We start from the raw sequence: 23,100 nt of genomic DNA, 5'->3' as shown, positions 1-23,100 counted from the left end.
GTCGTCCTCCTTTCCGGGGTCAGGCGCCGAGGGTCACGTAGGCGTGCTGGTAGCGGGTGTAGCCGTTCTCGTCCCCCGAGTGCGCACGGCCGATCAGGACCCGCCTCCCCTCGGTGTCGGCCTGGAAGTTGTGCTTGCTCTCCTTGAGGTCGCCGGTCCACACCGGATCGACCAGCCGCACCGTCTGCCCCCGCCACGACAGGGAGGCCGGGAGGTACCAGGTATCGCCGTTCTCGTCCCAGACGTGCATGCGCCCGACGAGCGCCTGGTCCGGCGGGGAGGAGTAGTTGGAGTTGCTCTCCTTGTAGCGCAGGCTCCAGTCACCGATGCTCACCTTCACCTGCTCGTCGTTGATGAAAATCCAACTGCAGGTGTACGTCGTGTCGGCGTTCTCGTCCCCGTAGTGCGACCGCCCCGTGAGCACCTGGTTGGTCGGGCAGATGACCCTGGAGGAAGACTCATCCTGGGTCTCGGAGTAGGCCGGTACGACCCTGATCGTCACCTCCGCCGCGGACGCGGCCGGTGCGGGCGAGACCACGGCCAGGGCCGCCGCCGAAGCGGCCACCACCGCGGCGTGTACCGCCTTGCTGTACGTCCTCATTTTGTTGGGTTCCTTTCCCCGTGCGAATACGGCCAGAGAGACCGCGCAGTGCGGGCCAAAGTATGAGTCGCGCACAGTGGAGAGGGCATCCGCCTGACGGGTGATCAACTATCCGCCCGCTTGCGGACGACTCCGCGTCATCTGCCGAATCCGCCGACAGGACGAAACCCCGGCCCCCGTTTCTGCGGGGGACCGGGGCTCCGTCGTTTCGCCTGGTCAGTCGTTCGGGGTGTCGTGGTAACCGCTCACACCGCACACGTCGGCCATGCTTGCTTCGCCGGGGATGGTGTGTCCGATTCCCTGACACACGCCGGTGTCGGTAGTTCGGTCTTTTGCTCACTCCCCACTCTGGTGGAGGGAGTCGAGGCGGGTCATCTCGTCCGGTGAGAGCCGCAGGGCGCCGGCGGCCACGTTGTCGGTCAGGTGATCGGGGTCGCCGGTGCCGGGGATGGCCAGCACATGTGGTCCGCGCTGCAACGTCCAGGCCAGCCGGACCTGCGCGGCCGTCACGCCGTGCGCGCGTGCGACGGCGAACACCTCCTCGCTGTCGGTGACCCCCGCACCCGCCTCGCGCCCGGCACCGGCGATCGCGAAGAACGGTACGAACGCCACCCCCTGCTCCCCGCAGATACGTAGGAACTCGTGATCCTCGGGCCGTGCGCCGATGCCGTAGGCGTTCTGCACGCAGACCACCGGCGCGATGGCCTGGGCCTCGGCGAGGTGTGCGGGCGTGACGTTGGAGATGCCCAGGTGCCGGATCAGCCCGGCGTCGCGCAGGTCGGCCAGCGCGCCGAAGTGCTCGGCGATCGAGCCGGTCGCCAGGCTCCGCGGGATGCGCAGGTTCACCACGTCGAGGTGGTCCCGGCCGAGCTGGCGCAGGTTCTCCTCGACCTGGCCACGCAGCTGCTCCGGCCTGGCCCACAGCCACTCACCCGACGGATCCCGGCCCGGCCCGACCTTGGTGACGATGACCAGATCATCGGGGTACGGCGCCAGCGCGCGGTTGATCAGCTCGTTCGCCGAGCGCAGCGCCGAGAAGTAGAAGGCCGCGGTGTCTATGTGGTTCACCCCGAGCTCGACCGCGCGGCGCAGCACGGTGATCGCCCGGTCCCGGTCGCTCGGGGCACTGTTCCCGAACACCGTGCCGTGCTGCGTCAGGCGCATCGCGCCGAACCCGATCCGGTTGACCGGCAGGTCACCGAGCTCGAAGACGCCCGCTGCCGCGGCGGTGATCGTCTTTGCGGTCATCGAATCTCCTTGAGCGTGGAGACCCCCGCCTCCAGGCACGGGGAGGAAGTCAAGGTCGAAGTCTGCCAGCTCCTGAGCCGCGGCCACATCGCGACCGGAGTTCGGGCGGAAATCCCGGACCGCGTGAAAGGGCCTATACGGCGCAGAACTCGTTGCCTTCCGGGTCCAGCATGATCCACCAGTGTCCGGCGGGCCCCTTGTTCACTTCGCGGACGCGGGTGGCGCCCAGGCCCTCCAGCCGTGCCGCCAGCGCGTCAAGACCACCGGGCTCGCTGTGTACGTCAATGTGCAGACGGTTCTTGCCGGATTTGCTCTCGGGTACGTCCTGGAAAAGCAAACGTCGCCCCCGGCCGACGCCGCTGGTCTTGTCGAACGGGTCCTCGGGGTGGCGGATCGCGGCGTAGCCACGGAAGACCTTACGGCCGTGATGCTCGGTGACCGCTTCCTCGCCGATATGGCCGGCGGCCAGCAGCTGCTCGATGAGCACGCTGGGATCTTCCACTTCGTAGCCCAGTGCCGCGGCCCAGAAGTCCGCGAGCGCGGGTGCGTTCGTACTGTCAATGACCAGCTTCCAACTCAATGTCATGTAACCAGTAATACTGGTTACATGACATTCACCGCAACCCGGGGCTGACGCCGCGTTCCCACACCGGCGCCGCCTACCGGTTCGACCCCGGCGCCCTGTGCCTGGAACTGCTCACCGCCGGCGGTATGAGGTACTACACGAGCCCGCCGGCCTGGCCGCCTGGACCGAGCGTTCGCCGCTGACACCGACACCGGAACTGCAGATCTCCGACGCCGAACACGACAACCCGGAACTCCCCCAAACCGGCCGGCAGTTCCTCTGCGCGGGCCGCTACCCGCCGTGCGTTGGTCACCCCGCGACGCCTGGCCTGCCGCTCGGCCTCGACGAGCATGTCTTCATCGGGGTCAGCGCCGACCGCCCCGGTGAAGAACCGCGCCATAGCGAGCGTCACGGCGCCCGGCCCGCAGCCAACGTCGAGGAGTCGGCCCCGGCCGTCCAGGGCCGTGGCCAGCGTGCCGAGGCGCCCGCACCTGAGCCGCCGTAGATACCGGCGCCGCCGACTCCTCCGATACCGCCCGGTGCAGCCAGTCCGTGTCAGTCCAGCCGAACACCGCCTACACGCTGACCGCCTGGGTCCGTGGCGGCTACGTGTACCTCGGCGTGAACGGCGGCGGCTCCACCTGGACCTCCTCGCCCTCGGCGTACAGCCAGCTCACGGTCCCCTTCACCACCGCGGCCAACCAGACCACCGCTGTGGTCTACCTGCACGGCTGGTACGGCCAGGGCACGTACTATGCCGACGACGTCAGCTTCGACGGTCCCGCTGAACATGCAGTACTACAACGGCAGCATGTATGGCTGCGCCGGCGACTCCTACTCCGCCGGCACGGTGCAAGGCTTCGTCGCCCAGACCACCTGCCTGAACAACGGGCTGGTCATCCAGGGCACCACGATCAGGGTCCCCTACGACAAGCAGGTCCCCGGCCTGCCCGCCCAGCCTGGCGCCGGCGGCGGATACATGTCGCCCTCACTGGTCTCCCAGAGCTGGAACAGCTTCAGCGGCAACCTCAAGGGGCTGATGACCTGGTCCATCAACTGGGACGGCTCGAAGGGCTGGACCTTCGGTGACAACGTCAAGGCGCTGCAGGGCCGCTAAGGTGCGCCGTCAAAAGGATCCAGGTCGTACGAGATCATGTCCGGGTGATTCGCCGTCATGAACTGACCGATGAGAGTTACTCCCGTCAGGGCGGTCGAGCCGCCCTGACGGGAGTAACGATCGCCGGGTACTGAACGGCATCGCGTGGAAGATCCGTACCGGTTCGCCGTGGCAGGGCTGCGGTGAGACGGCGACGAGGCTCCCGGCCGGAACATCGGATCTTGGTCGACCGCCGTCTTACCCGGGGCCTTCTCTTATCGACCGGCACCCTCCGCGGACCTGCTGCGACCAGGGCCCTGGATGCCAAAAGCCTCAGTCCTCCGCGAACAGCCACGCGTCCAGCGCACGCGGCATGGCCGACGGCGGCGAAGGCTCCATGCTGTGCAGCACACCCAGCCGCTGGGTGGCACGGGTCAGGGCGACGTACAGGTCGTTGAGCCCGCGTGGCGACTCGGCGACGATCAGGCCCGGCTCGACCACCAGCACCTCGTCGAACTCCAGGCCCTTGGCCTGTCTGACGTTCAGCACGACGACGGGGCTGGGCGCACCGGGAGCCTCACCGACGGACGCCTCCGGCACTCCCGCCGCGATCGCGAGGCCGAGCGGTTCCAGCAGCGAGTCCGGCGTGATGACCGCCAGCCGCCGATCGGTCAGCCCGGCGGCCTCGATCGCGACGACCTCGATCAGCCGGTCGGTGAGTTCCTCCGGCGGCACGCGGAGCCCCCAGGGCTCGACACCGCTCTCCCGTACCGAGACGGGTGCCTCAAGGCCGGCGTCGATCTCCGCCAGCACATCGGCGGCGACGGCCATGATCTCAGCCGGCACCCGGTAGTTCCGGGTGAGGTTCTCAAGCCGCCAGCGCCCCTTGACGTAGGGGTCCAGCACCCGTCCCCACGACAGGGTGCCGGCCAGATCGCCGCTCTGCGCCGTGTCGCCGACGACGGTCATCGACTTGGCCGGGCATCTCCGCATCAGCAGCCGCCAGGCCATCTCCGACAACTCCTGCGCCTCGTCAACGATCACGTGGCCGAATGTCCAGGTCCGGTCGGCCGCCGCGCGCTCGGCCGAGGTGCGGTGGTCCGCCTCCTGGTGCCGCTCGGCGAGCGCCTCCGCGTCGACCAGGTCGTTGACCGTGAGCATCTCGGCCTCCTGGTCGTCCTCCAGGTCGGTGGCCCGCGAACCCATCGCGACGTCCAGCACCCCCTGGGCGTAGGAGACCCGCTCACGCCGTTCGTACTCCTTGAGGATCCGCTCCGCCCGGGTGTCCTCACCGAGCAGCTCGGCCGCCTCGTCCAGCAGCGGCACATCGGCGGGCGACCAGCCACCGCCGGGCTCCCGTAACAGCAGCGCCCGATCCTCGGGGGTGAAACCCGGTGCCGCGGAGGCGGTGCGATCCGGGGAGCCGAACAGATCCGTGAGCAGTCGCTGCGGCGTCAGGTCGGGCCACAGCTCGTCGAGTGCGGCCAGGACCGCCTCGTCGGTGAGCATCTCCCGGCGGATGCTCTCCACCTGGTCGTCGTCCAGCAGGAGCTCACCGTCGAACGGATCGGTGCCGACGCGTTCGGCGTACTGCTCGGCGAGAGCTCTGCTGATCTCCCGGACCACAAGCGGCCTGGCCGGGTTGTGCGGGGACAGAGAGCCCCGCGCCAGGTCGCGTGCCCGTTCGCAGGTCTGCCGGTCCAGGCGCAGCGTCTGTCTCTCGTACTCCACCTCCAGGTGGTCCTCCGGCACCCACTCGCGGTCGCGTACGGCGGCGGCGACCACCTCGGCCATCGCCGACCGGCCCTTCACCTCGGCGGTCTCGGGCGTCTCCTCCCGTTCCGCGGTCACCCCGGGATACAGCCCGCCGATGGTCGACAGGAGCACGCTCGTCTCGCCCAGCGCGGGAAGCACGTTCCCGATGTAGCGCAGGAACGTGGCGTTCGGTCCGATGACCAGCACCACCCGCCGTGCCAGCTGCCGCCGGCGGGTGTAGAGCAGGTAGGCCGCACGGTGCAGCGCCACCGCGGTCTTTCCCGTCCCCGGTCCCCCCTGCACGACGAGCACTCCGGTGTGCTCGGACCGGATGATGCGATCCTGCTCGGCCTGGATCGTCTGGACGATGTCGGTCATCCGGCCGGTCCGGCCGGCGTTCAGGGCGGCCAGCAGGGTGGCCTCGCCCGCCAGCCCCTCGTGCCTGGCCCCTGCCGCGGATTCGAGATCGAGCAGCTCGTCGTGGACCTCGATCACCGTGCGGTCGCGGTCCTTGATGTGCCGGCGCAGCCGGACGCCCTCCGACGTGACCGCGGTGGCGAGGTAGAACGGGCGGGCGGCCGGCGCCCGCCAGTCGATGAGCAGCGGGGCCGTGTCCTCGTCGTCCCCGTCGTCCCCGGCATCGCCGGGCATGCCCATCCTGCCGATGTGGCGGCGCTCGCCGTCGAGCATGTCGAGCCGCCCGAAGCACAGGCCGTGCTCGGCCGCGTTGAGCCGGGCGAGGCGTTCGGCGTAGGCGGCGTGCGCGGCGTCCTTCTCGACACGTGCCTGGGCATTGCCACTGGACGTCGTGAGCACCTGGGTCAGCCGTCCGGTGACGTGTTCGCGGAGCTCGTCGAGGCGGCCGTACAGCATTGACACGTACTCCTGCTCCGCACGCAGCGCCTCGCTTGACAACAGCACTCCTCGTGATAAAATTAACCGGCAGATGTGTGTGTTCCGCATCATGGGCGACCAGTAGCGTAGCCCTCGTCGGCACGCCTGTCCAACCTCTCCCACGCTCGTCGCCGGGCAGTGGCTCTTCCTGCACCCATGCCGCGACCGCGCGAGGTCGGCCTCGAACGTCATCGCGGGTTCCGCGGACCGCTGCCGCCGATCGTCGGCCCCTCCCCGGACGCCCGGAGCGAACGCACCGCCGACATGCGGATCACCCGCCACAGCCTCGATCGACCCGGCCCCGGACAGCTGAGCGCCATCACCAAATCCAGCGCTCACCGCATTTCACACCGTCTATCCGGTGAACGACCGACCAGAGCAGTGACGCAAACAGCCTGAACAATTAGGCCATTTGGCATTTAATGGCAATTATTCTATTGGTCGCATTTGGCCTCTTTAGTCGCCAATCACGTGGCAAACATCCGGGTCATTGTTCGACATGGTCGTGTACAGTCAGAGTCCTGTTTTCAGCCCTCATTGCGAGTGGCAGCCAAAGAAAGGCAACAGGAGATGCAGAAAGCAGCCATCGATCGGGTAAAGCTCATTTTCGCCCTGCTCGACGCGGACGGCACCGGCTACCTCGAAGCCGAGGACTTCGAACTCATGGCGACCCGCGTCATCGCGGCGGCCCCCGATTCCGACGACGCCACCAAAGCCGCCATACTGGCCGCTTTCCGGCGCTATTGGACGACTCTCGCCGCCGAACTGGACGCCAACGACGACAACCGCATCAGCTTCGAGGAGTACACCGCCTGCGTCCTCTCCCCGGAGCGTTTCGACGCGGCGATCACCGACTTCGCCGAGGCGCTGGCCGCGCTGGGCGACCCGGACGGCGACGGACTCATCGAGCGGCGTGTCTTCGTGGCGCTCATGACGGCCATCGGCTTCGAGCGCGCGAACATCGACGCCCTCTTCGACGCGTTCGGGCCATCGGACGCCGACCAGATCATGGTCTCGGTCTGGGCCACCGGCATCAAGGACTACTACCACCCGGAGAAGACCGGAATTCCGGGCGATCACCTGGTCGGTGGGCCGATCTGATCGAAATCACGGCAGCCTGACATATCCGGCCTTCGACAGAGGAACACACGTGGAACCAGTCATCGGACTTGCCGTCGGCCGGGGAACGGGCCCCGAACTCGCGACGGTCTTCGAGCGGGTGCTGACCAGAGTCGCCGACGCGTATTCGGTCGAAATCAATGTCACCCGGTCGAAACGGGTTTACCACTCCTATTCCTCATTGAAGGCCGGCGCCGGAATCGAGCGGATCCGCGAACTCACCGGGGAGGACGCCGACCACTACGCGGAGTTCTGCCGCACGCGGGCCGCTCTCGGCGTCCCGGCTATCTTCCGCACGGCGATCAACGCCCAGTCGCTCTACCTGGTCCGCCAGCGTCTGCAGGCGGTGAAGGTCGATGCCATCGCCACCCCGGAGGCGTCACTGCTGCTGGTCCGGGACGAGGCACAGGGCTTCTACACCGGGGAGAACAGCCACGCTCCAGGCGCACTCATCCGCACCATGGCGTTCAGCCGGGAGATCACCGAGAAGGTCATCGCCTTCGCCGTCCGGCGTGCGCGGCGGCAGTGGCCGGACGGCGGAATCGACCAGATCGTCATGGCGTACAAGTTCCATCTGCTCGACGGAGCCCTCGATGAGTGGGTGGCCGAGAGCGCCGCGCGGCACGGCGTCGAGATCCGCCTGTGCCAGCCGGACACGGTGAACCGCAACCTGATCGAGCACGGCCCGCGCCCCCGCACGGTGATCATCGCGGGCAACGAGTGGGCCGACATCATGCACGTGGTCCTGCTGGACCGTTTCGGCGCCGAACGCCAGGAGAACCGCTGCACCGAGAACGTCTACCTGCACCCCGACGTGGCCGGGCTGGTCGAGTACCAGACCGTGCACGGCTCCGCCGACGACCTGACGGGAACGGACACGGTCAACCCGGTGGCGACCGTACGCGCCGCGGCGATGATCGCCGAGCGGCACGCGGGCTGCGCCGGGGCGGTGCGGATGGTGGAGCGCGGCCTCGAATCACTCGGCCACCAGGGCATCGGCACCCCGGATCTGGGCGGACGGCACTCGACCACCGCCATGGTGGATGCGCTGCTCGACGTGCTGGAGCCCACCGGACAGCCGGCCGTCAACGACCCCGCTCTGAAGGCTGGAGCTTGAAGTGCCGCATCGCGCACCGCCGGCTCCACATTGACCAGCCCCAGCCATCACGATGTGGAGGTGCAATCAGATGGCTACGTTGAACACACGCCGGCAGACCGGCTCCGGAGGGCTTCCTGAATTCACATGACCACCGCACTGGTCGTCGTGGACCTGCAGAACGACTTCTGTGTCGGGCCGACCGCCCGCGCCCGGTACTCCGGCGCCCCCGCGACCCTGGAGGCCGTCGCGACGAACACCGCGCTGGCCGTCGACCGGGCGCGGGCCTGCGGCATGGAGGTGGTCTTCGTCCGGTTCGTCGGCGACGCCGAACACCAGGGTCCGAGCTGGCGGCGCCGGGACCGCGTACAGAACAAGCCGCTCAAGTGCCTGGAAGGCTCGTGGGGTGCGGAGTTCCATCGGGTGTCACCCCTGCCGGAGGAGCGCGTCTTCACCAAGCAAGCGTGCTTCGACGCCTTCCTCAGCGCCGGATTCGAGCAGCACCTCGTCCGTCGCGGCATCGGGCGGCTCGTGTTCGCGGGCCTGTACACCGACGTCTGCGTGGACTCCACCGCCCGGACCGCGTTCCAGAAGGGCTTCCACATCACGGTGCTGACCGACTGCACCACCAGCCGACACCTGCCGGACGCGGACATCCTGCGCTTCATGGCCGTTCTCTACGGCGCCCACCTCACCAGCCATAACCACCCGTGGACGCCCTCAGCCGGAGAGGAGGACCCGTGCCAGGTGTCGAAGGCGGCGTCGGCCTGACCGCCCTCATGGTCGCCGCCGCGCGGGCGATCGAGACCCACCGGCCCGATGCCCTGGCCGGCGACGCCTACGCCGAGCACTTCGTACGCGCCGCCAAGGTGTCCGCGGCCTGGCCGGTCCGCCCGGCGGAGGTGCCGGACGGGGACGCCAACCCCCTGTGGGGCAGGCTGGGGCGCTATTTCGGCCTGCGCACCCGAGTCCTCGACGACTTCCTCATCCGCTCGGTCCACGCGGGCGCCCGGCAGGTCGTTCTGCTCGGCGCGGGCCTCGACACGCGGGCCTTCCGGCTCGGCTGGCCGCCGGACCGGGTCATCTACGAGATCGACCGCGACGGCGTCCTGGCGTTCAAACACCACGTGCTCGACGGCCTCGCCGCCGTCCCGACAGCCACCCGCCACCCGATCGCCGCCGATCTGCGTGACGACTGGACCCAGTCGTTGCTGAGCACGGGCTTCGACCCGGCCGTGCCGACCGCGTGGCTGGCCGAGGGCCTGCTGCTCTATCTCCCGCCGACCGCCGAGCGGCATCTCATCGACACCGTGGACCACCTGAGCGCCAAGGGAAGCACCCTGGCCTTCGAGGTCAAGCTGGGGGTGGAGTCTCCTGAGGTCCGCGCCGGCCCCGTCTACGTCGCGACCAGGCAGCAGATCGGCATCGACCTGCTCGCCCTGTTCGACGGGGAGCCGCGCCCCGACTCCGCCGGCCACCTGCGGGAGTTGGGCTGGTCCACCGCGACCCACACCCCCTTCGACTTCACCCGCCACCACGGTCGCGGCCCACGCCCTGAGCCGAACGACGCCCTGGCGAGCAACCGCTGGGTGTTCGCCAACAAACCCGGCAGGTACCGCTGATCGGCTTCTCGGCGGTAACCGCCTGATGTCACACCGCTGGTGTCCGGGCTTTTGACTCGGGGTGAGGAACGCCTCCGTACCGAGCTTGGGAACGGCTGTGGAGCCGGGACCGGCGGCATGATCACGCCTTGCTCCTCGCCCCTCCGGTCGACGCCGGCGTCCCGGCCCCCAGCTCCGGTCCGCAACAGACCCTGGACCGACCTGGGCCTGATCTTTACTGGCGGCCACGACCCCAAGCTACCCCGGCACGGGCAGTGTCACCACGGTGGTTCGCGACCAAGTGACAGCGGCGACAAGGCAGACTGGTTCGCTCGTCACCGTGTGGACGCTCGTGGCACGCAGCGCGATATCAGCCCGCGCGTATCGGGCGTTGTAGGTCCTATCGCCATCCCGATTCACTGTATCCCCGGCGGTACGGGCCGCTGCTCTGGAGCCTGCCCCGGCTTCTGCGCGGGGGCTGTTAGATCAGCCCCCGCCATGCCCACAAGAACGACCTGGACATGGGGCGGTCACATGATCGCTCGGAAACGCTCTAGGCGTCGAGCGTCATGAAGAGGCTGTTAAGGCCCTCCGCCAGCAACGGGTGCGTGAAGATGGCGTTCGCCATGGCGGTGTACGGGAGCTTGCCCAGCATGGCGACCTGGATGATCGTCATGATCTCGCCGCCTTCTGCGCCGAGCACGGCGGCGCCGAGGATCTGCTGGGTATGCGCGTCGATGACGGCCTTCATGAAGCCGCGCGTCTCCCCGGTCTCAAGGGCCCGGATGACGGCGCTCATCGGCAGCTTCGCGACGAGGACCGTGCGGTTTTGCTCCCTGGCCTGCCGCTCGGTCATGCCGACGCGGCCGAGTTGCGGGTCGATGAACACGGTATAGGGGACGATCCTGTCCCGCGTGCTCGCCTTCTCGCGGCCGAGCAAGTTGGCGTGCAGGATCCGGTAATCGTCGTAGGAAAGGTGGGTGAAGGCCGGGCCGCCCTTGACGTCCCCCATGGCGTAGACGCCGGGGACGGAGGTTTCCAGGTACTCATCGACCTCGATGAAGCCGTTGTCGCGCAGCCGGATGCCGGCCGCCGCCAGCGTGAGCCCCTCCGTGTTGGGGACGCGGCCGATGGCCGACAGCAGGTGGGAGCCCTCGACCTGCCGCTCGCCGTCCGGCGTGCGAACGGTCAGCCGCAGCCGCCCGCCGCCTGCCTCCTCGACCCGGTCCGTCGTAGCCGAAGTCAGGACCGTGATCCCGTCATCGCGCAAGATGGCGGCGACCTCGTCGGAGACGTCATCGTCCTCGATCATCATCAGGCGCGGGCCGGTCTGGACGATCGTGACCTCGCTGCCGAATCTGCGGAACATCTGCCCGAACTCCAGCCCGATGTAGCCCCCGCCGAGGATGATCAGGTGCTCAGGGAGCGCGCCCAGCTCCATGATCGACGTTGAGTCGAGGACAGGGACGTTCTGCGCGCCGCTGATCGTCAGCGGCTTGGGCCTGTCGCCCGTGTCGATGACGATCACCGGTGCGCTGATCCCCCGCGTCCCGCCGTCCCTCAGGGCGATCTCGACCGTCTTGGGCCCCGTGAAATGGGCCTCGCCTTCGATCAGGTCGACCCCGTCCTGCGCCAGGCGGCTCGCGTAGTTCTCCCGCGCGCCCGCGACCATCCCCCGCTTGCGCTCCCGCACGGCGGCGAGGTCGACCGACACCGGACCGGTTCGCACGCCGTACTCCGCCGCCCGCCGCGCCTGATAGGCGACGCGCGCGCTGGCGACCATCGTCTTGGTCGGGGTGCACCCGGTGTTCACGCAGACGCCGCCTAGGTGGTCGCGCTCGACGAGCGCCACCTGCTTGCCTGCCTTCGCCAGATCGATGGGGAGGAACCGGCCGCCCTGGCTGGTCCCGATCACAATCACGTCATAGCTCTCGTCTACCACAGGAAGATCGTAACCCTTTGCTTTCTCGCATGTACTGAGGGTGGCCGACGGTGTGGGTGGGACATTCTCCGGCTCCACCCGTCCCCCAGAGCCACACGAGGTGTCCGGTGCCAGAACTGGTGCCGAGCGCTTGACCTGGTCTTCCAAGCTCGGCTGTCGTGTTGTTTCGTCTGCTGTACCTGCTGATGGTCCGGGTGTTTGGCTGGCTGGCCCTGCTTGCTCGGGGCACTGCCACCAAGGAAGCCGAGATCTTGGTACTGCGGCATAACGCCTCCACGCCCTGGTCATGATCGAACATGGCAGCCGCCGTACCCATCTGCTCGGCGTCACCGCAAACCCCACGGGCCAATGAGGTGATCTCAGCAAGATCAATAAGGGCAGTTGCGATTCGATGCCTTCAAAGCGACGCCGGCAGACATGAACCAGGATGGATCGCAATGTCCCTGAAATAGGCGTGGAGCTTTCGGCAGAAGAGGTCTCACCACAAGTCTTCTTCAGTCCAGAAAGCCCCACGTGATCACCTATCGTGCCACGCTCGACGTCCCTCGGGAGCAGGCTTCGCCCTGCTCACACAACGTTGGCGCACCCTCCAGCGCATCACCGCCGGCCCCGGCCGAATCGGCGACATCGTCAAAGACTCGCTCGTTCTCCCCCATTTCGAACACGGCTACCTGAAATAAAAGTCGCTGAGATCACCTCAGTGCCCACGGGTGCGTGGGAAAGTAGGCAGCGGCCTCCTGGGACGGCCCGTCATCCGGCACGTGGACATTCGGACAGGACCGCTCTTGGCGGGGGCCGCAATGGCGCATATCCCGGCCGGGTACGCTCAGCAGCATTCCTCGGAGAATGCATGCGGCGCGCTTCCGGCTGATGACAACGAGCAAGGTGCGGATTAAAAGCCGACTGCACCCATTCGCCTTCATGGCCGCTGAACCGGCGAGTTGAGTGCGGTCCGGGCATGGTCCGGATCCTGAGACCCGGCTCGCTCACTGCGGTTTTTAGTACTTTCGATTTTCCCGCCATGCCCTCAGGATGAACCGGCGGCCGGCTGGAACTTCGCCATCGCCCCTGTCGTTGATCGATCTGACCACTTCTTCTCGCATAGTGAGGGCCTTTGTCACCGATCGGGTTACGGCTGGTATGCCTGGCCACCTCTGCATTCATGGTCGCCGGATGTACCACCACGACATCCAGTTCTCCCCCCAGCGAAGCCCCCGCCGTCCCACAACCGGTCCGGGAGGCGACGGAGGGCGCGGAGAATGTGGAGGACGAAGGAGCGGGGTTCGTTGAAATTTGTGTCACAAAGAGGACACGAGTACGGGTCAACTATCGGGGTTGCGATGACGCACAACCCGATGTCACCTGGTACTTTCTCCCGCTGGACGTTCGGGTGCCCGCCACCGACTCGAAGGCGAAGCGGGGCTCGCTCAAACAGCCGTCCGGTGACTCGTACCGAGCCCCTGCGAAAGGTGGCATCGGCTCGGAGGTGCGGATCGCCGACGTCGAGGACCGTGTTGAGGTCTGCGTGCTCAAAAGTAGTCGAATTCGGTTCTCTGATATCAGGTGCGATGATGGCGAGAAAGGCTACGACTGGTACTACATCCGGATCGACGGCCATGTTCCAGCAGTAGGCAAAAAAGCTAAGGACGGCTCCTTTCGGACACCGTACGCAGAGGCACACCGTGCCCGTAGAAACGGCGGGGACGCCGCCAAGGCTGCGATCGGTTATGAAGATCCAGACATGCCCGAGACAGAGGAGGACGAAGAGGAATATTGCACCACAACCATCAACGGCGAGTGCGTTGCCACCAATCAGTGCACAGAGACTGTGAACGGCGTCTGTACCAGGACCGAGAACGGTTCTCTGGAGTCAACCTCCAGCGAGTGCCGCAATGTGTTTGTGGGCAAGCATTGGACGCGTCGCTGCTGATCGATCGGTTGGCATCTCGGGCAGCGGGCAGAGCCGTAGCTGCTCGCCAGGACGCCAACGCCGGAGAGGCAACGGGCCCCGGCGCGGGCTGATCGTGTTTGGGGGCTCAGGTGAGGTGGTCGAATTCGCCGTCTTTGGCGCCGGACAGCCACGAGCTCCACTCCCCGGAGGCCCTCTCTGACGGACTGGTGTGACACACCGCGCTAATCCTGCTCTTGCTGCTCAGACGGTGACGACGCGCTGCACCCGTGCTCGGCGGGGCCATGTTCGAGGTGGTCTTCGTACACCCCGACCTTGAAGGTGATCAGGTCCAGGCACCGGGTCAGCTTGTCCATCTGGGCGAGCACGTGCTCCCGGTGCCGGCGCAGCAGCGCGAGCCGTTCTTCCTCGGTGCCGGAACCCTGCCTGACGAGGTCGGTGTACCGGCGGATCTCGGGGAGGGGCATGCCGGAGGCGCGGAGGATGACGCAGAGCCGCAGCCACTCCACGTCGTCCTCGCTGTAGAGACGACGTCTGCCGGGTCCACGGCCTACGGGATTGGCCAGGACGCCTTCACGCTCGTAGAAGCGCAGCGTATGCACGCTCAAACCGGTGCGTTCGGCGACCTGTCCGATGCTCAGATCCTGTTCGACGTTCGGCATGCCCTTCACAGTAGGGGCTTGCCCTAGAGCCGACTCTAGAACCTAGAGTACGCCGCGTGATCACCCCGGTCCGCAACCACTAAGGGAGTTTGACCATGCACTACCGTGTTCTCGGTGGTACCGGCATCGAAGTGAGTGCCCACTGCCTCGGAACCATGATGTTCGGCGCTGTCGGCAACCCCGACCACGACGAGTGTGCCCGCATCATCCACACAGCCCTCGATCAGGGGATCAACTTCGTCGACACCGCGGACATGTACTCGGCGGGCGAGTCGGAGGAGATCGTGGGAAAGGCGTTGCGCGGCCGTCGTGACGACGTCGTGCTCGCCACCAAGGTGCACTTCCAGATGGGCGAGGGCCCGAATCGCAGCGGTAACTCCCGGCGCTGGATCATCAAGGAGGTCGAGGAGAGCCTCAGGCGCCTGCGCACCGACTGGATCGACCTCTACCAGATTCATCGCCCCGACCACACGACCGACATCGAGGAGACGCTCAGCACGCTGAGCGACCTCGTGCACCAGGGCAAGATCCGCGCCTTCGGCTGCTCCACATTCCCGGCCGAGGAGATCGTCGAGGCGCATCACGTCGCCGAGCGCCGCGGCCTGCTGCGCTTCAGGACCGAGCAGCCGCCGTACTCGCTGCTGGCCAGGGGCATCGAGACCTCCGTACTGCCGGTCTGCCAGCGGTTGGGAATGGGGGTGCTGACCTGGAGCCCGCTGGCCTCGGGCTTTCTGACCGGCAAGTACCGCAAAGGCCAGCCCATCGATCTCACCACCGGTCGTGCGGCACTGACACCGGCACGCTTCGATCCCTCGCTTCCGGTGAACGCCACCAAGCTGGACATCGTCGAACAACTCGTGGAGGTCGCGGACGGCATCGGCTGCTCGCTGCCCGAACTGGCTGTGGCCTTCACCGTGGCACATCCCGGCGTCACCTCGGTGATCGTAGGGCCGCGAACGATGAACCAGCTGGAGACGCTGCTGAAGGGCGCCTCACTCACCCTCGACGACGCGACCCTTGACCGGATCGACGAAATCGTGCCGCCCGGTACCAACGCCTACCAGCCGGACGGTGCCTGGCGCCCGCCGGTGCTGGCCGACACCGCCCGACGCCGCCGCCCGCTCACGAGCCGTTCCGCGGCCTAGACCGACTCCGCGCACCCAGTGCGAGGACACCGCCACAGAGGACCTGCGCCCGGTGCCACACCGCTGCCCGTGATGCGAGAGCTTCGACCTCATCGACTCTCGGATCGACCTCCCAGCGCCCACGGCGAGGACACTGTCGCCATCGGCGACCACGGAAGGTTCGTCGGAGGTCGTCAACCCACTGGTCGGGGATTTCCCATGGGATGAAGTGGCCGCCATGGTAATGGGCGTTGAGGTTGACGTGGCTGTACCGGGCGGCGGCGGACGACGCCGTCGAGCGGCTGCGCCCGGAGGCGTCCGGTGATGCCACGGTTCACGGGCGCGCCGTGGACGTCACCGATCCCGAGCAGGTCGAGGCGCTGTGGAGCCCCGCGGTGGAAGCGCTCGGCGGGGTCGACCAAGGCGGCGGCCAGGTCTTCAACATTCTCGGCGGCGGCGACGGCAGTATCCGCCCTGGCATGGGCGCCTACTCGGCGACCAAGCGCGGCCTGGACTCCTGCACCCGGTCGCCGGCCAAGGAGGTCACCGGCACCGGCGTACGGATCGGGCAGGTCAGACCCGGCATCCTCATCACCGAGGGATGGCTCCGGGAGGCCGCCGTCGCCCCTCCGCGCTGTTCCCTCCAAAGGTCATCGCGCACGTGCTTTAGCAATCTTTAGTACGCCTACGATAGGTTTGTCATAATTTACCGCCAGTGCCCCCAGAGAACGCGCCCCCGATATTTGCATTCGGATGATTTCAGCAGGGTCTGTGTTCTGATCTGATGACGAGAGTATCGCGGAACATTATGATTCCCTTCGAAAACCTCGTGGCGGCATCATCTATCAAGATCGCATCATGCTGTGTCGAGCGGTCTTCGGTTGGACGGAGGGGATCCGTTGACCCGGCGCAAGAAGTCGGCCATAGCACTGATGTTGATCACTTTCTGCCTCGGCTGCGGCGTGTGGACTTGGTTTCTGTCCGGCCGGCCCCTCGAAGAAGCGGACAGCTGGTCCAGCATCCTCTCCGGCTTTGCCGGTCTTGCCTTCGGCGTATCCGGCCTGGTTTTCGGGCTTCTCGCGATCCGCGATTCCCCGCCGACCACTCCTGAACCACACGGACGTCCTGCCACGTCCAAACCAGATTCAGCGACCGGTTCCATACGGATCGACGGGGATGTCCACGGGCCGGTCATCTACGGCGACAACAACACCGTCGAGAAATAAGCAGAGCGCTGATGCAGGATCCCCAGAAACCCGATGACTCATCGATCAACATCAAGGGGAGTGTCTTCGGTCCAGTCATAAAGGGAAACAGCAATACTCTTACATTTGGGATCTCCGCACGCCAGTGGCGAACGATATGGATTATACTTACGGCAATTCTTCTCATCGGTTCCGCCACGATCTTATTCATCGTCAGCGACTACTGGCAGACCGAACGCGCCACACGCGTACGCGTGGGCGCGTACACCGTCGTACTGTACGGAAGCGCGGCCGGCGGTGCGACATTTGAACAACAAGGCGAGTTACGCATTCGCAGGTCAACAGATCGCCTACCTTACGAATGGTGCCTCAAGGTAGGAAATCCCTGGGCTACGCCCGCACCCGGCGCCATTTGGTTCGGCACCAACGGCACCTGTTTCGGAAATGGGATCGATGAGGCAGTGGCTCACATTCAAGAAAAGAATGGAGAAACCCTTATCACACCGGTAGATCCACCACCGACACTGAAACAGAGTCCGAACTCCTTTACCGCCACGTCGGGGATTTCCACGAATCCTTACGTGCCCGATCGGGGCGAGGTAAGATTCAGCGCTTCAACCTCGAAGCTTGAAGGTGTGCTCAGCCTTCAGGGGTTGGCGGCGTCCGGTGGGAGTACGAGAGGAGTCTTCACCGCCACGCTGAGGGCTTCCTTGGCTTCCGACGACCCTGAAGCGCCGATCTCCTCACCGGTCGAACCGGCGCCGTACACCGACACCAAGGACTCAAACTCTGCCGCACATAAAGTAGACGGTAGGCGCTATACCGTTAAGACCATCATTTCCTTCAGGCAGTTGGCCGGAAGCCCGGAGTTCATTAAGCGCGCGCAGGCACGCTTCGCCGAGGCTGTCTTCGTGATAGACACCCGCCAAGGCGGCACTTTTGTCTACGACCCTCCGGACTCCCGTAGCGATATCTTTCCGGTCACCGGAACGGTCACAAGCGCCGATCCGTTATACGTTCTGTCCGGTCAGCGTTCGTCGGAAAGCGTGGACGCGAAGACCGTGATCGGCGGGACTCTGGACCTCAGTGGCAGTGAGCCAACGCTTAAAGTAACCCTCACCACCACTGCGATCACGACTACTTCTTACGAAATCGAGGCCATACTGCAGGTACGGGACGTATAGTCACCGCCGACCTTTGGCCAGAACATATCGCTCGAACCAAAAAAGCAAGTAGGTCCAGAAATGTCGTCCGGTTCATGGCCGAGAGTCGGACGGTTTTGTCGCCTGCCGAGCCTCCCGGGTCTCCCCGCTGCCACGAGGCGATCATGCCGTCAGGGCGGACAGCCGTTGGTCGAGGTCGCTGCGGCGGGTGTCGTCGGGCAGGCGATCGCGGACGGCGAGCAGTTTGCCGAGGTTGTGTTGGGAGGGGACCTGCTCAATCAGTGGGATCGCCTGGTGGAGCAGGTCGCCGGCCTGGTCGGCATTGCCGAGGTCGTTCTGGACGTGGGCACGCCTGATCAGGTAGGTGGCGTAGTCTCTGCGCCAGGTCGGGGCGACCCCTTCCCGGGCCTTGTCCAGGTGGAAGTCCGCGCGTCGCGGATTGCCCAGATCGAGCTGACAGGCACCGGCATGGCTATGGAATTCCCCTTCGTCGAACCACCGGACCCATCGGGGATCGTCCGGGCGGGTACCGCGTTGCAGGAGGACTTCTCCAGCGCCCCGGTGACCATGCCGAGTTCGGCGTCGAGTAGCTTGCGTACGTGCTCCCGCCATGGCTGCCTTGCAGCGTGTACAGGCGAGGCAGGCTCGCCCCGATCTGCTCCACGAGCTTCTCGCCGATCTGGCCGCCGCGCAGCACGGAGGTCGGCTGGGTCGGTTCGACATCGAGCCAGTCGGTCGCGAAGGCGGCCAGGCTCAGGCGACTTTCCAGCTGCGATCCCCGAGAGTCGCGACGAGCTCGACCGTTCCTCCGAGCGCCGTGACATAGGCACGGACGACCTCGATGCCGGGTCACGTCCAGCGAAGTGGTGTATGAGTTGATCTCCGCGTGATCCTGTTTCTGCAGGTTAAGCGGTAAGTGTCTGTGGAATGGGTTTCTGCTGCGGTGTGTCGCTCGCGATGACCCGCATTCGAGCTTTCGCCAGGACATCCAGTCCCATGTAGTGACGGGCCTCGGTCCGCTCGTCGGTCTGCTCGGCCAAAACCGCACCGACAAGACGGACGATCGAGCCGCGGTCGGGGAAGATCCCGACCACGTCGGTGCGGCGGCGGATCTCCTTGTTCAACCGTTCCTGCGGGTTGTTCGACCAGATCTGCTTCCAGATCTCCCGGGGGAAGGCGGCGAAGGCCGGCAGTTCTTCCCGGGCGGCGTCCAGATGCTCGCACGCGGCCGGATACGTGGCCTCCAGCGCCTCGATCACCCACGCGTGCTGGGTGCGCACCTGCTCGGCGGTGGGCTGGTCGAAGATGGTGCGCACCAGGGTCGCCACCCATGGCTGCGCCGATTTCGGGACGGTGGTGAGCAGGTTGCGCAGGTAGTGCGTGCGACAGCGCTGCCAGCAGGCGCCTGGCAGGGTCGCGCCGATCGCTCCGACCAGCCCGGTGTGGGCATCGGAGATGACCAGCTGCACTCCGCTCAGCCCGCGAGTCACCAGGCCGCGCAGGAACGCCGGCCAGCCGGCGCCGTCCTCGGCCGAGGTGACCTCCACGCCGAGGATCTCCCGGTTGCCGCCTGCGTTGACGGCGGTGGCCACCAGCACGTGCACGTTAATGATTCGCCCGCCCTCGCGGACCTTCTGCGTCAGCGCGTCCAGCCACACGAAGGCATACGGCCCGGTATCCAGGGCGCGGGTGCGGAAGGCCTCCACCTGGGTGTCGAGTACCTTGGCCATCTCGCTGACCTGGCTTTTGGAAATGTGTTTGATGCCGAGTTGTTCGACCAGCTTGTCCACCCGCCGGGTGGAGACGCCGAGCAGGTAGCTGGTGGCCACCACGCTGATCAGGGCTTGTTCGGCCCGGCGGCGTCGTTCCAGCAGCCAGTGGGGGAAGTAGGAGCCTGAGCGTAGTTTCGGGATGGCGAGCTCGACGGTGCCGGCTCGGGTGTCCCAGTCGCGGCTTCGGTAGCCGTTGCGCCGGTTGGTGCGCTCGTCGCTGCGGGTGCCGTACTCGGCGCCGCACACACCGTCGGCCTCGGCCGACATCAACGTCTCGGCCATGGTCTTCACCATGGATCGCAACAGATCCGGATCCCCGTGCTCGATCTGCTCCGCCAGCCAGGTCGCGGGGTCCACACTGTTGTTCACGGCCATCGCTTTCTTCTCCTTCGATCTTGTTACTTCGCACTCGAAGGATCACGCGATGGCCGTCCTCATTTCACGGCGCCACGCCCACTAGCTGGGGAAACTCGTACACCACCTCCGTGGACGCAACCCCAGCTCGGGCACCCACTCGACGTACTCCACCGTCGTCGTAGGCACAAGCCTCGGCAATAATTCAGTGGGCCGAAATGGGCGGATAGGTTAGGCTCTCGCGCGTGATCTATTTCATTCGCCTGCGTTCAGCCTGACACGGCGCGACCGCCGGGCCTGCCCGCCATCGGGCGGCCCCTTTTGAGCGACCCTGTCCTTCGGGTCTTCTCCTGCGCGCCGTCGGAACACCTCGTTCGAGAACCGACAGGACATCATGCGTACGCGCGAACACATCGCCATGATCGGCTGCACTGCGCCGAGTCACATCTATCCCTCGCTGGCCCTCATCACCGAGCTCGTATCCCGTGGATACCGGGTGAGCTACGCGGTCGGTGAGGCCCTGACCGGGCTGGTGGAGCCCACCGGCGCCGAAATCGTCGCCCACCCCTCGCTGCTCCCGACCAGCGAGGCCGACTGGCCGGACGACCCCGCTTCGGCCATGCACGTCTTCCTCGACGAGGCGATCGCGGTGCTGCCGCACCTCATCGACCGCTACGACGACGACCGACCCGACCTCCTGCTCTATGACATCGGCGGGCTGCCCGCACCCGTGCTGGCCGTGCGGTACGGCATCCCCGCCGTGCAGCTTTCCCCCACGCTCGTCGCGTGGGACGGCTACGAGCAGGATCTGGCCGAACACCTCGACGCGATGCGGACGTCGGAGTCGGGCGAGCGCTACTACACGGCGCTCACCGCCTGGCTACGCGACAACGGCATCGAGCGGGACGCCTGGGACTGGCAGTCACGCCCTGACCACGCCCTCTCCCTGATCCCGCGCGCGATGCAGCCCAACGCCGACCGGGTGCCGTCGAACGTCCGGTTCGTGGGGCCGTGCCTTTCTCCCCAGCGGCTGGCGGACACCGGTTGGACGCCGCCCGGCGATGACAGGCGGGTGCTGCTCGTCTCGTTCGGCACCACCTTCAACGACAAGCTCGACATCTACCGGGCGTGTCTCGAAGGTTTCGCCGGTTCGGACTGGCACGTGGTACTCGCGGTGGGCGCGAACGTCGATCCTGCGGATCTCGGTCCGCTCCCGGACGGCTTCGAGGTGCACCGCACCGTGCCGCAGCTGGCCGTACTGGCCGAGGCCTCGGCGTTCATCACCCACGCGGGAATGGGCGGATGCGTCGAGTCGCTGTGGTTCGGCGTACCGACCGTGGCGATCCCCCAGGCCGTGGACCAGTTCGGCAACGCGGCCATGCTCGAACAACTCGGTGTCGGAAGGCATCTGCCCACCGAGGAGGTCACGTCGGCGACCCTGCGCTCCTCGGTCGAGGAGGTCGCGGGATCGGCGGAGGTGGCCGCCCGCCTGGCGGAGATCCGTGCGACCGTACGGGCTGACGGCGGCGTCGACCGCGCCGCCCAAGCGGTGGAGTCGTTCCTGAGCTGAGCCCTCGTCCTCGCGGGGCAGGCCCCCTGCCCCGCGAGGCCGGTGTCCACAACGGTGCGGTGACCCGGAACATGTAGCAGCCGAACACCTCCTCAAGGTGCGACAGCTCGGCTCCGCTTCCGTGACCACGTGGCGCCCGCCTCGTCCTTCCCGGTCAGCCGGACCTGCCCCGGCGCCAGTAGGCGCTCACCGCTCGGACCGCTCAGCGCGTCGTACGCGGCACGTCCGGGCTCAGCTCCCGATGATCCGCTCGACCAGCTCGGGTACCCACTCGACGTACTCCACTTCCGGCCCGCCGGCGTGCCGGGCGTAGAGGAACCGCCCGGTGGGGCTCGTGCTCATCGCGGTGGTGATCTCGGCGCCGTGCACCTCCAGGGCGCGGACCTGCTCATCGAGGTCGGAGACGATGACGGTCGCCGAGGCATGGGCGTACCTCGCTCGCTCCTGCTGCGGTCCGGCCACGACGAGGAGATCGCCGATGGCGGCCAGCTCGACGCCGTCGAAGGCGAACCGCAGGTCGGGTTCGGCCCCGACCATCTCCCGCAGCAGGGGCAGAGCGCGGTCTAGGTCGTCGGCCCACAGGCGGCCATAGGTCTTCAGGATCGTCATGGGACCTCTCCCGGTCGGCGGGCCTTCCGGCCACACTCTCTTGTAGTTACCCGGTAACCGTAGAAGAGTGTGCGTTGACGTGGAAGAACGCACTTTCCGGAAAGGGAGGCACCTCGCGGTGACCGAGCAGCTCAGCCCCGTGCCGCACCGGGCGGACCTGACCCGTGCCGACTCGCTGGCACGCGAGATCTTCATCGGGGTCGCCAACAAGTGGGCCCTGCTGATCGTCAACGTGATGGGCGAGCGCACGTTGCGCTTCACCGAGCTGCGCACCGAGATCGAGGGCATCAGCCACAAGATGCTGACCCAGACGTTGCGCGGGCTGGAACGCGACGGGCTCGTGGACCGGGTGGTCCACCCGACGGTGCCCCCGCGCGTGGAGTACACCCTGACCTCCGCGGGCCGGGAACTACGGGACACCGTCAACGGCATCTGCGGCTGGACCCGCCGGCATCTGGACCACATCGAGCAGGCCCGCCGCCGCTACGACGCCACAGCCCGGCGGTGACCTCCAGACATCAGCCTGCTCCGCTGGTTGCCGGTCATCCACAGACGGCCCGGCCGGGCTGAGATGGCCGGTGGAGGAGAGTTTCGAGTTCGGAAAGGACCTGTTCGGCCTGGACCAGTCCCAGGTCCGGCTCTATGAGGCGATAACGAGCGGAGGAGACGGGATCCGGTCCATGTCGCGCCGGTTTCGATAAACTCCTGAACCCATCGGCTGTCCGGTCCCGGGCGAATCATGGTTCACCCATCAAATTCCCGGGGCTCGCGACGATCGACCATACGGCGTTTCCCAAAACCGTCGACGACGGCTG

The 23,100-nt window shown here is 66.7% G+C and carries 23 protein-coding genes; 13 read left to right on the top strand and 10 right to left on the bottom strand.

What is annotated here, in order from left to right; genetic code table 11:
- Positions 1-19 precede the first annotated feature (19 nt).
- The 4 genes from ABT130_RS28255 to ABT130_RS28240 all read right to left on the bottom strand — a co-directional run bounded on the left by ABT130_RS28255 (position 20) and on the right by ABT130_RS28240 (position 2,874).
- Complete coding sequence (locus ABT130_RS28255) at positions 20-601, bottom strand: hypothetical protein (RefSeq protein ID WP_350960236.1); 582 nt, start codon at positions 599-601, stop codon at positions 20-22.
- Positions 602-937: 336 nt separating this feature from the next.
- Entirely contained in the window at positions 938-1,849 is a 912-nt protein-coding gene (locus tag ABT130_RS28250) for an oxidoreductase (RefSeq protein ID WP_350960233.1), read from the bottom strand.
- A gap of 133 nt (positions 1,850-1,982) precedes the next feature.
- Positions 1,983-2,435: a VOC family protein gene (locus tag ABT130_RS28245; RefSeq protein ID WP_350960230.1), complete on the bottom strand. Its 453-nt coding sequence runs from the start codon at positions 2,433-2,435 to the stop codon at positions 1,983-1,985.
- A gap of 133 nt (positions 2,436-2,568) precedes the next feature.
- Entirely contained in the window at positions 2,569-2,874 is a 306-nt protein-coding gene (locus ABT130_RS28240; protein WP_350960251.1) for a class I SAM-dependent methyltransferase, read from the bottom strand.
- Between the two features lie 294 nt (positions 2,875-3,168).
- Here ABT130_RS28240 and ABT130_RS28235 point away from each other — a divergent pair, with 294 nt between their 5' ends.
- A complete protein-coding gene (locus ABT130_RS28235) occupies positions 3,169-3,531 on the top strand; it encodes a glycoside hydrolase family 18 protein (RefSeq protein WP_350960228.1) in 363 nt (120 codons plus the stop codon).
- Positions 3,532-3,843: 312 nt separating this feature from the next.
- On the opposite strand, the gene ABT130_RS28230 is transcribed toward ABT130_RS28235, so the two are convergent.
- Positions 3,844-6,186 (bottom strand): HelD family protein, encoded by a 2,343-nt coding sequence (locus tag ABT130_RS28230; protein ID WP_350960225.1) that lies wholly within the window; start codon positions 6,184-6,186, stop codon positions 3,844-3,846.
- A 543-nt stretch (positions 6,187-6,729) separates the two neighbouring features.
- On the opposite strand from ABT130_RS28230, the gene ABT130_RS28225 reads away from it, so the two are divergent.
- From ABT130_RS28225 to ABT130_RS28210, 4 genes are all read left to right on the top strand, one after another.
- Positions 6,730-7,260, top strand: coding sequence for an EF-hand domain-containing protein (locus ABT130_RS28225; RefSeq protein ID WP_350960222.1), 531 nt, complete (start codon positions 6,730-6,732; stop codon positions 7,258-7,260).
- 49 nt (positions 7,261-7,309) lie between these two features.
- Positions 7,310-8,395 (top strand): isocitrate/isopropylmalate family dehydrogenase, encoded by a 1,086-nt coding sequence (locus ABT130_RS28220; protein ID WP_350960220.1) that lies wholly within the window; start codon positions 7,310-7,312, stop codon positions 8,393-8,395.
- Between the two features lie 126 nt (positions 8,396-8,521).
- Positions 8,522-9,145, top strand: coding sequence for a cysteine hydrolase family protein (locus tag ABT130_RS28215; RefSeq protein WP_350960216.1), 624 nt, complete (start codon positions 8,522-8,524; stop codon positions 9,143-9,145).
- Entirely contained in the window at positions 9,115-9,996 is an 882-nt protein-coding gene (locus ABT130_RS28210) for a class I SAM-dependent methyltransferase (RefSeq protein WP_350960214.1), read from the top strand. Before ABT130_RS28215 ends, ABT130_RS28210 begins: the two co-directional genes overlap by 31 nt.
- Positions 9,997-10,528: 532 nt before the next feature.
- On the opposite strand, the gene ABT130_RS28205 is transcribed toward ABT130_RS28210, so the two are convergent.
- Positions 10,529-11,995: a mercuric reductase gene (locus ABT130_RS28205; protein WP_350960211.1), complete on the bottom strand. Its 1,467-nt coding sequence runs from the start codon at positions 11,993-11,995 to the stop codon at positions 10,529-10,531.
- Positions 11,996-12,075: 80 nt separating this feature from the next.
- Here ABT130_RS28205 and ABT130_RS28200 point away from each other — a divergent pair, with 80 nt between their 5' ends.
- Both ABT130_RS28200 and ABT130_RS28195 read left to right on the top strand, forming a co-directional pair.
- Positions 12,076-12,207: a hypothetical protein gene (locus ABT130_RS28200; RefSeq protein ID WP_350960209.1), complete on the top strand. Its 132-nt coding sequence runs from the start codon at positions 12,076-12,078 to the stop codon at positions 12,205-12,207.
- Positions 12,208-13,403: 1,196 nt separating this feature from the next.
- Positions 13,404-13,847 carry a hypothetical protein gene (locus tag ABT130_RS28195; protein ID WP_350960207.1) on the top strand — a complete coding sequence of 148 codons (444 nt, stop codon included), beginning with the start codon at positions 13,404-13,406 and terminating at the stop codon, positions 13,845-13,847.
- Between the two features lie 203 nt (positions 13,848-14,050).
- Here the strand turns inward: ABT130_RS28195 and ABT130_RS28190 are convergent, their stop codons facing one another.
- Complete coding sequence (locus ABT130_RS28190; protein ID WP_350960206.1) at positions 14,051-14,488, bottom strand: MerR family transcriptional regulator; 438 nt, start codon at positions 14,486-14,488, stop codon at positions 14,051-14,053.
- A gap of 95 nt (positions 14,489-14,583) precedes the next feature.
- Here ABT130_RS28190 and ABT130_RS28185 point away from each other — a divergent pair, with 95 nt between their 5' ends.
- From ABT130_RS28185 to ABT130_RS28170, 4 genes are all read left to right on the top strand, one after another.
- On the top strand, positions 14,584-15,633 hold the full coding sequence (locus ABT130_RS28185; protein ID WP_350960205.1) for an aldo/keto reductase: 1,050 nt from the start codon (positions 14,584-14,586) through the stop codon (positions 15,631-15,633).
- 230 nt (positions 15,634-15,863) lie between these two features.
- On the top strand, positions 15,864-16,292 hold the full coding sequence (locus tag ABT130_RS28180; protein WP_350960203.1) for an SDR family NAD(P)-dependent oxidoreductase: 429 nt from the start codon (positions 15,864-15,866) through the stop codon (positions 16,290-16,292).
- A 219-nt stretch (positions 16,293-16,511) separates the two neighbouring features.
- Positions 16,512-16,838 (top strand): hypothetical protein, encoded by a 327-nt coding sequence (locus ABT130_RS28175; protein ID WP_350960201.1) that lies wholly within the window; start codon positions 16,512-16,514, stop codon positions 16,836-16,838.
- A gap of 11 nt (positions 16,839-16,849) precedes the next feature.
- The gene (locus ABT130_RS28170) at positions 16,850-18,001 is read left to right on the top strand and encodes a hypothetical protein (protein WP_350960198.1); all 1,152 of its coding nucleotides are present in this window, start codon (positions 16,850-16,852) and stop codon (positions 17,999-18,001) included.
- Between the two features lie 141 nt (positions 18,002-18,142).
- On the opposite strand, the gene ABT130_RS28165 is transcribed toward ABT130_RS28170, so the two are convergent.
- Positions 18,143-18,703: an NsdA family TPR-like regulatory protein gene (locus tag ABT130_RS28165; RefSeq protein ID WP_502992225.1), complete on the bottom strand. Its 561-nt coding sequence runs from the start codon at positions 18,701-18,703 to the stop codon at positions 18,143-18,145.
- 182 nt (positions 18,704-18,885) lie between these two features.
- Positions 18,886-20,127: an IS256 family transposase gene (locus tag ABT130_RS28160; RefSeq protein ID WP_350960193.1), complete on the bottom strand. Its 1,242-nt coding sequence runs from the start codon at positions 20,125-20,127 to the stop codon at positions 18,886-18,888.
- Between the two features lie 373 nt (positions 20,128-20,500).
- On the opposite strand from ABT130_RS28160, the gene ABT130_RS28155 reads away from it, so the two are divergent.
- Positions 20,501-21,676, top strand: a complete 1,176-nt coding sequence (locus ABT130_RS28155; protein ID WP_350960191.1) for a macrolide family glycosyltransferase — start codon at positions 20,501-20,503, stop codon at positions 21,674-21,676.
- Positions 21,677-21,907: 231 nt separating this feature from the next.
- Here ABT130_RS28155 and ABT130_RS28150 read toward each other — a convergent pair whose 3' ends face one another.
- Positions 21,908-22,285, bottom strand: a complete 378-nt coding sequence (locus ABT130_RS28150) for a VOC family protein (RefSeq protein ID WP_350960189.1) — start codon at positions 22,283-22,285, stop codon at positions 21,908-21,910.
- Between the two features lie 118 nt (positions 22,286-22,403).
- Here ABT130_RS28150 and ABT130_RS28145 point away from each other — a divergent pair, with 118 nt between their 5' ends.
- Positions 22,404-22,793 (top strand): winged helix-turn-helix transcriptional regulator, encoded by a 390-nt coding sequence (locus ABT130_RS28145; protein ID WP_350960186.1) that lies wholly within the window; start codon positions 22,404-22,406, stop codon positions 22,791-22,793.
- Positions 22,794-23,100: the final 307 nt, after the last annotated feature.

Origin of the sequence: Streptosporangium sp. NPDC001681, assembly GCF_040298085.1 — a bacterium.
Taxonomy (GTDB): domain Bacteria; phylum Actinomycetota; class Actinomycetes; order Streptosporangiales; family Streptosporangiaceae; genus Streptosporangium.
This window is presented reverse-complemented; position numbering and strand designations above follow the sequence as displayed.

Bases quoted from the DNA above. Each gene is read 5' to 3' on its own strand.
- ABT130_RS28255 (WP_350960236.1), bottom strand. From the start codon at position 601: ATGAGGACGTACAGCAAGGCGGTACACGCCGCGGTGGTGGCCGCTTCG.
- ABT130_RS28250 (WP_350960233.1), bottom strand. From the start codon at position 1,849: ATGACCGCAAAGACGATCACCGCCGCGGCAGCGGGCGTCTTCGAGCTC.
- ABT130_RS28245 (WP_350960230.1), bottom strand. From the start codon at position 2,435: ATGACATTGAGTTGGAAGCTGGTCATTGACAGTACGAACGCACCCGCG.
- ABT130_RS28235 (WP_350960228.1), top strand. From the start codon at position 3,169: ATGCCGACGACGTCAGCTTCGACGGTCCCGCTGAACATGCAGTACTAC.
- ABT130_RS28225 (WP_350960222.1), top strand. From the start codon at position 6,730: ATGCAGAAAGCAGCCATCGATCGGGTAAAGCTCATTTTCGCCCTGCTC.
- ABT130_RS28215 (WP_350960216.1), top strand. From the start codon at position 8,522: ATGACCACCGCACTGGTCGTCGTGGACCTGCAGAACGACTTCTGTGTC.
- ABT130_RS28190 (WP_350960206.1), bottom strand. From the start codon at position 14,488: ATGCCGAACGTCGAACAGGATCTGAGCATCGGACAGGTCGCCGAACGC.
- ABT130_RS28185 (WP_350960205.1), top strand. From the start codon at position 14,584: ATGCACTACCGTGTTCTCGGTGGTACCGGCATCGAAGTGAGTGCCCAC.
- ABT130_RS28170 (WP_350960198.1), top strand. From the start codon at position 16,850: ATGCAGGATCCCCAGAAACCCGATGACTCATCGATCAACATCAAGGGG.
- ABT130_RS28165 (WP_502992225.1), bottom strand. From the start codon at position 18,703: ATGTCGAACCGACCCAGCCGACCTCCGTGCTGCGCGGCGGCCAGATCG.
- ABT130_RS28160 (WP_350960193.1), bottom strand. From the start codon at position 20,127: ATGGCCGTGAACAACAGTGTGGACCCCGCGACCTGGCTGGCGGAGCAG.
- ABT130_RS28155 (WP_350960191.1), top strand. From the start codon at position 20,501: ATGCGTACGCGCGAACACATCGCCATGATCGGCTGCACTGCGCCGAGT.
- ABT130_RS28150 (WP_350960189.1), bottom strand. From the start codon at position 22,285: ATGACGATCCTGAAGACCTATGGCCGCCTGTGGGCCGACGACCTAGAC.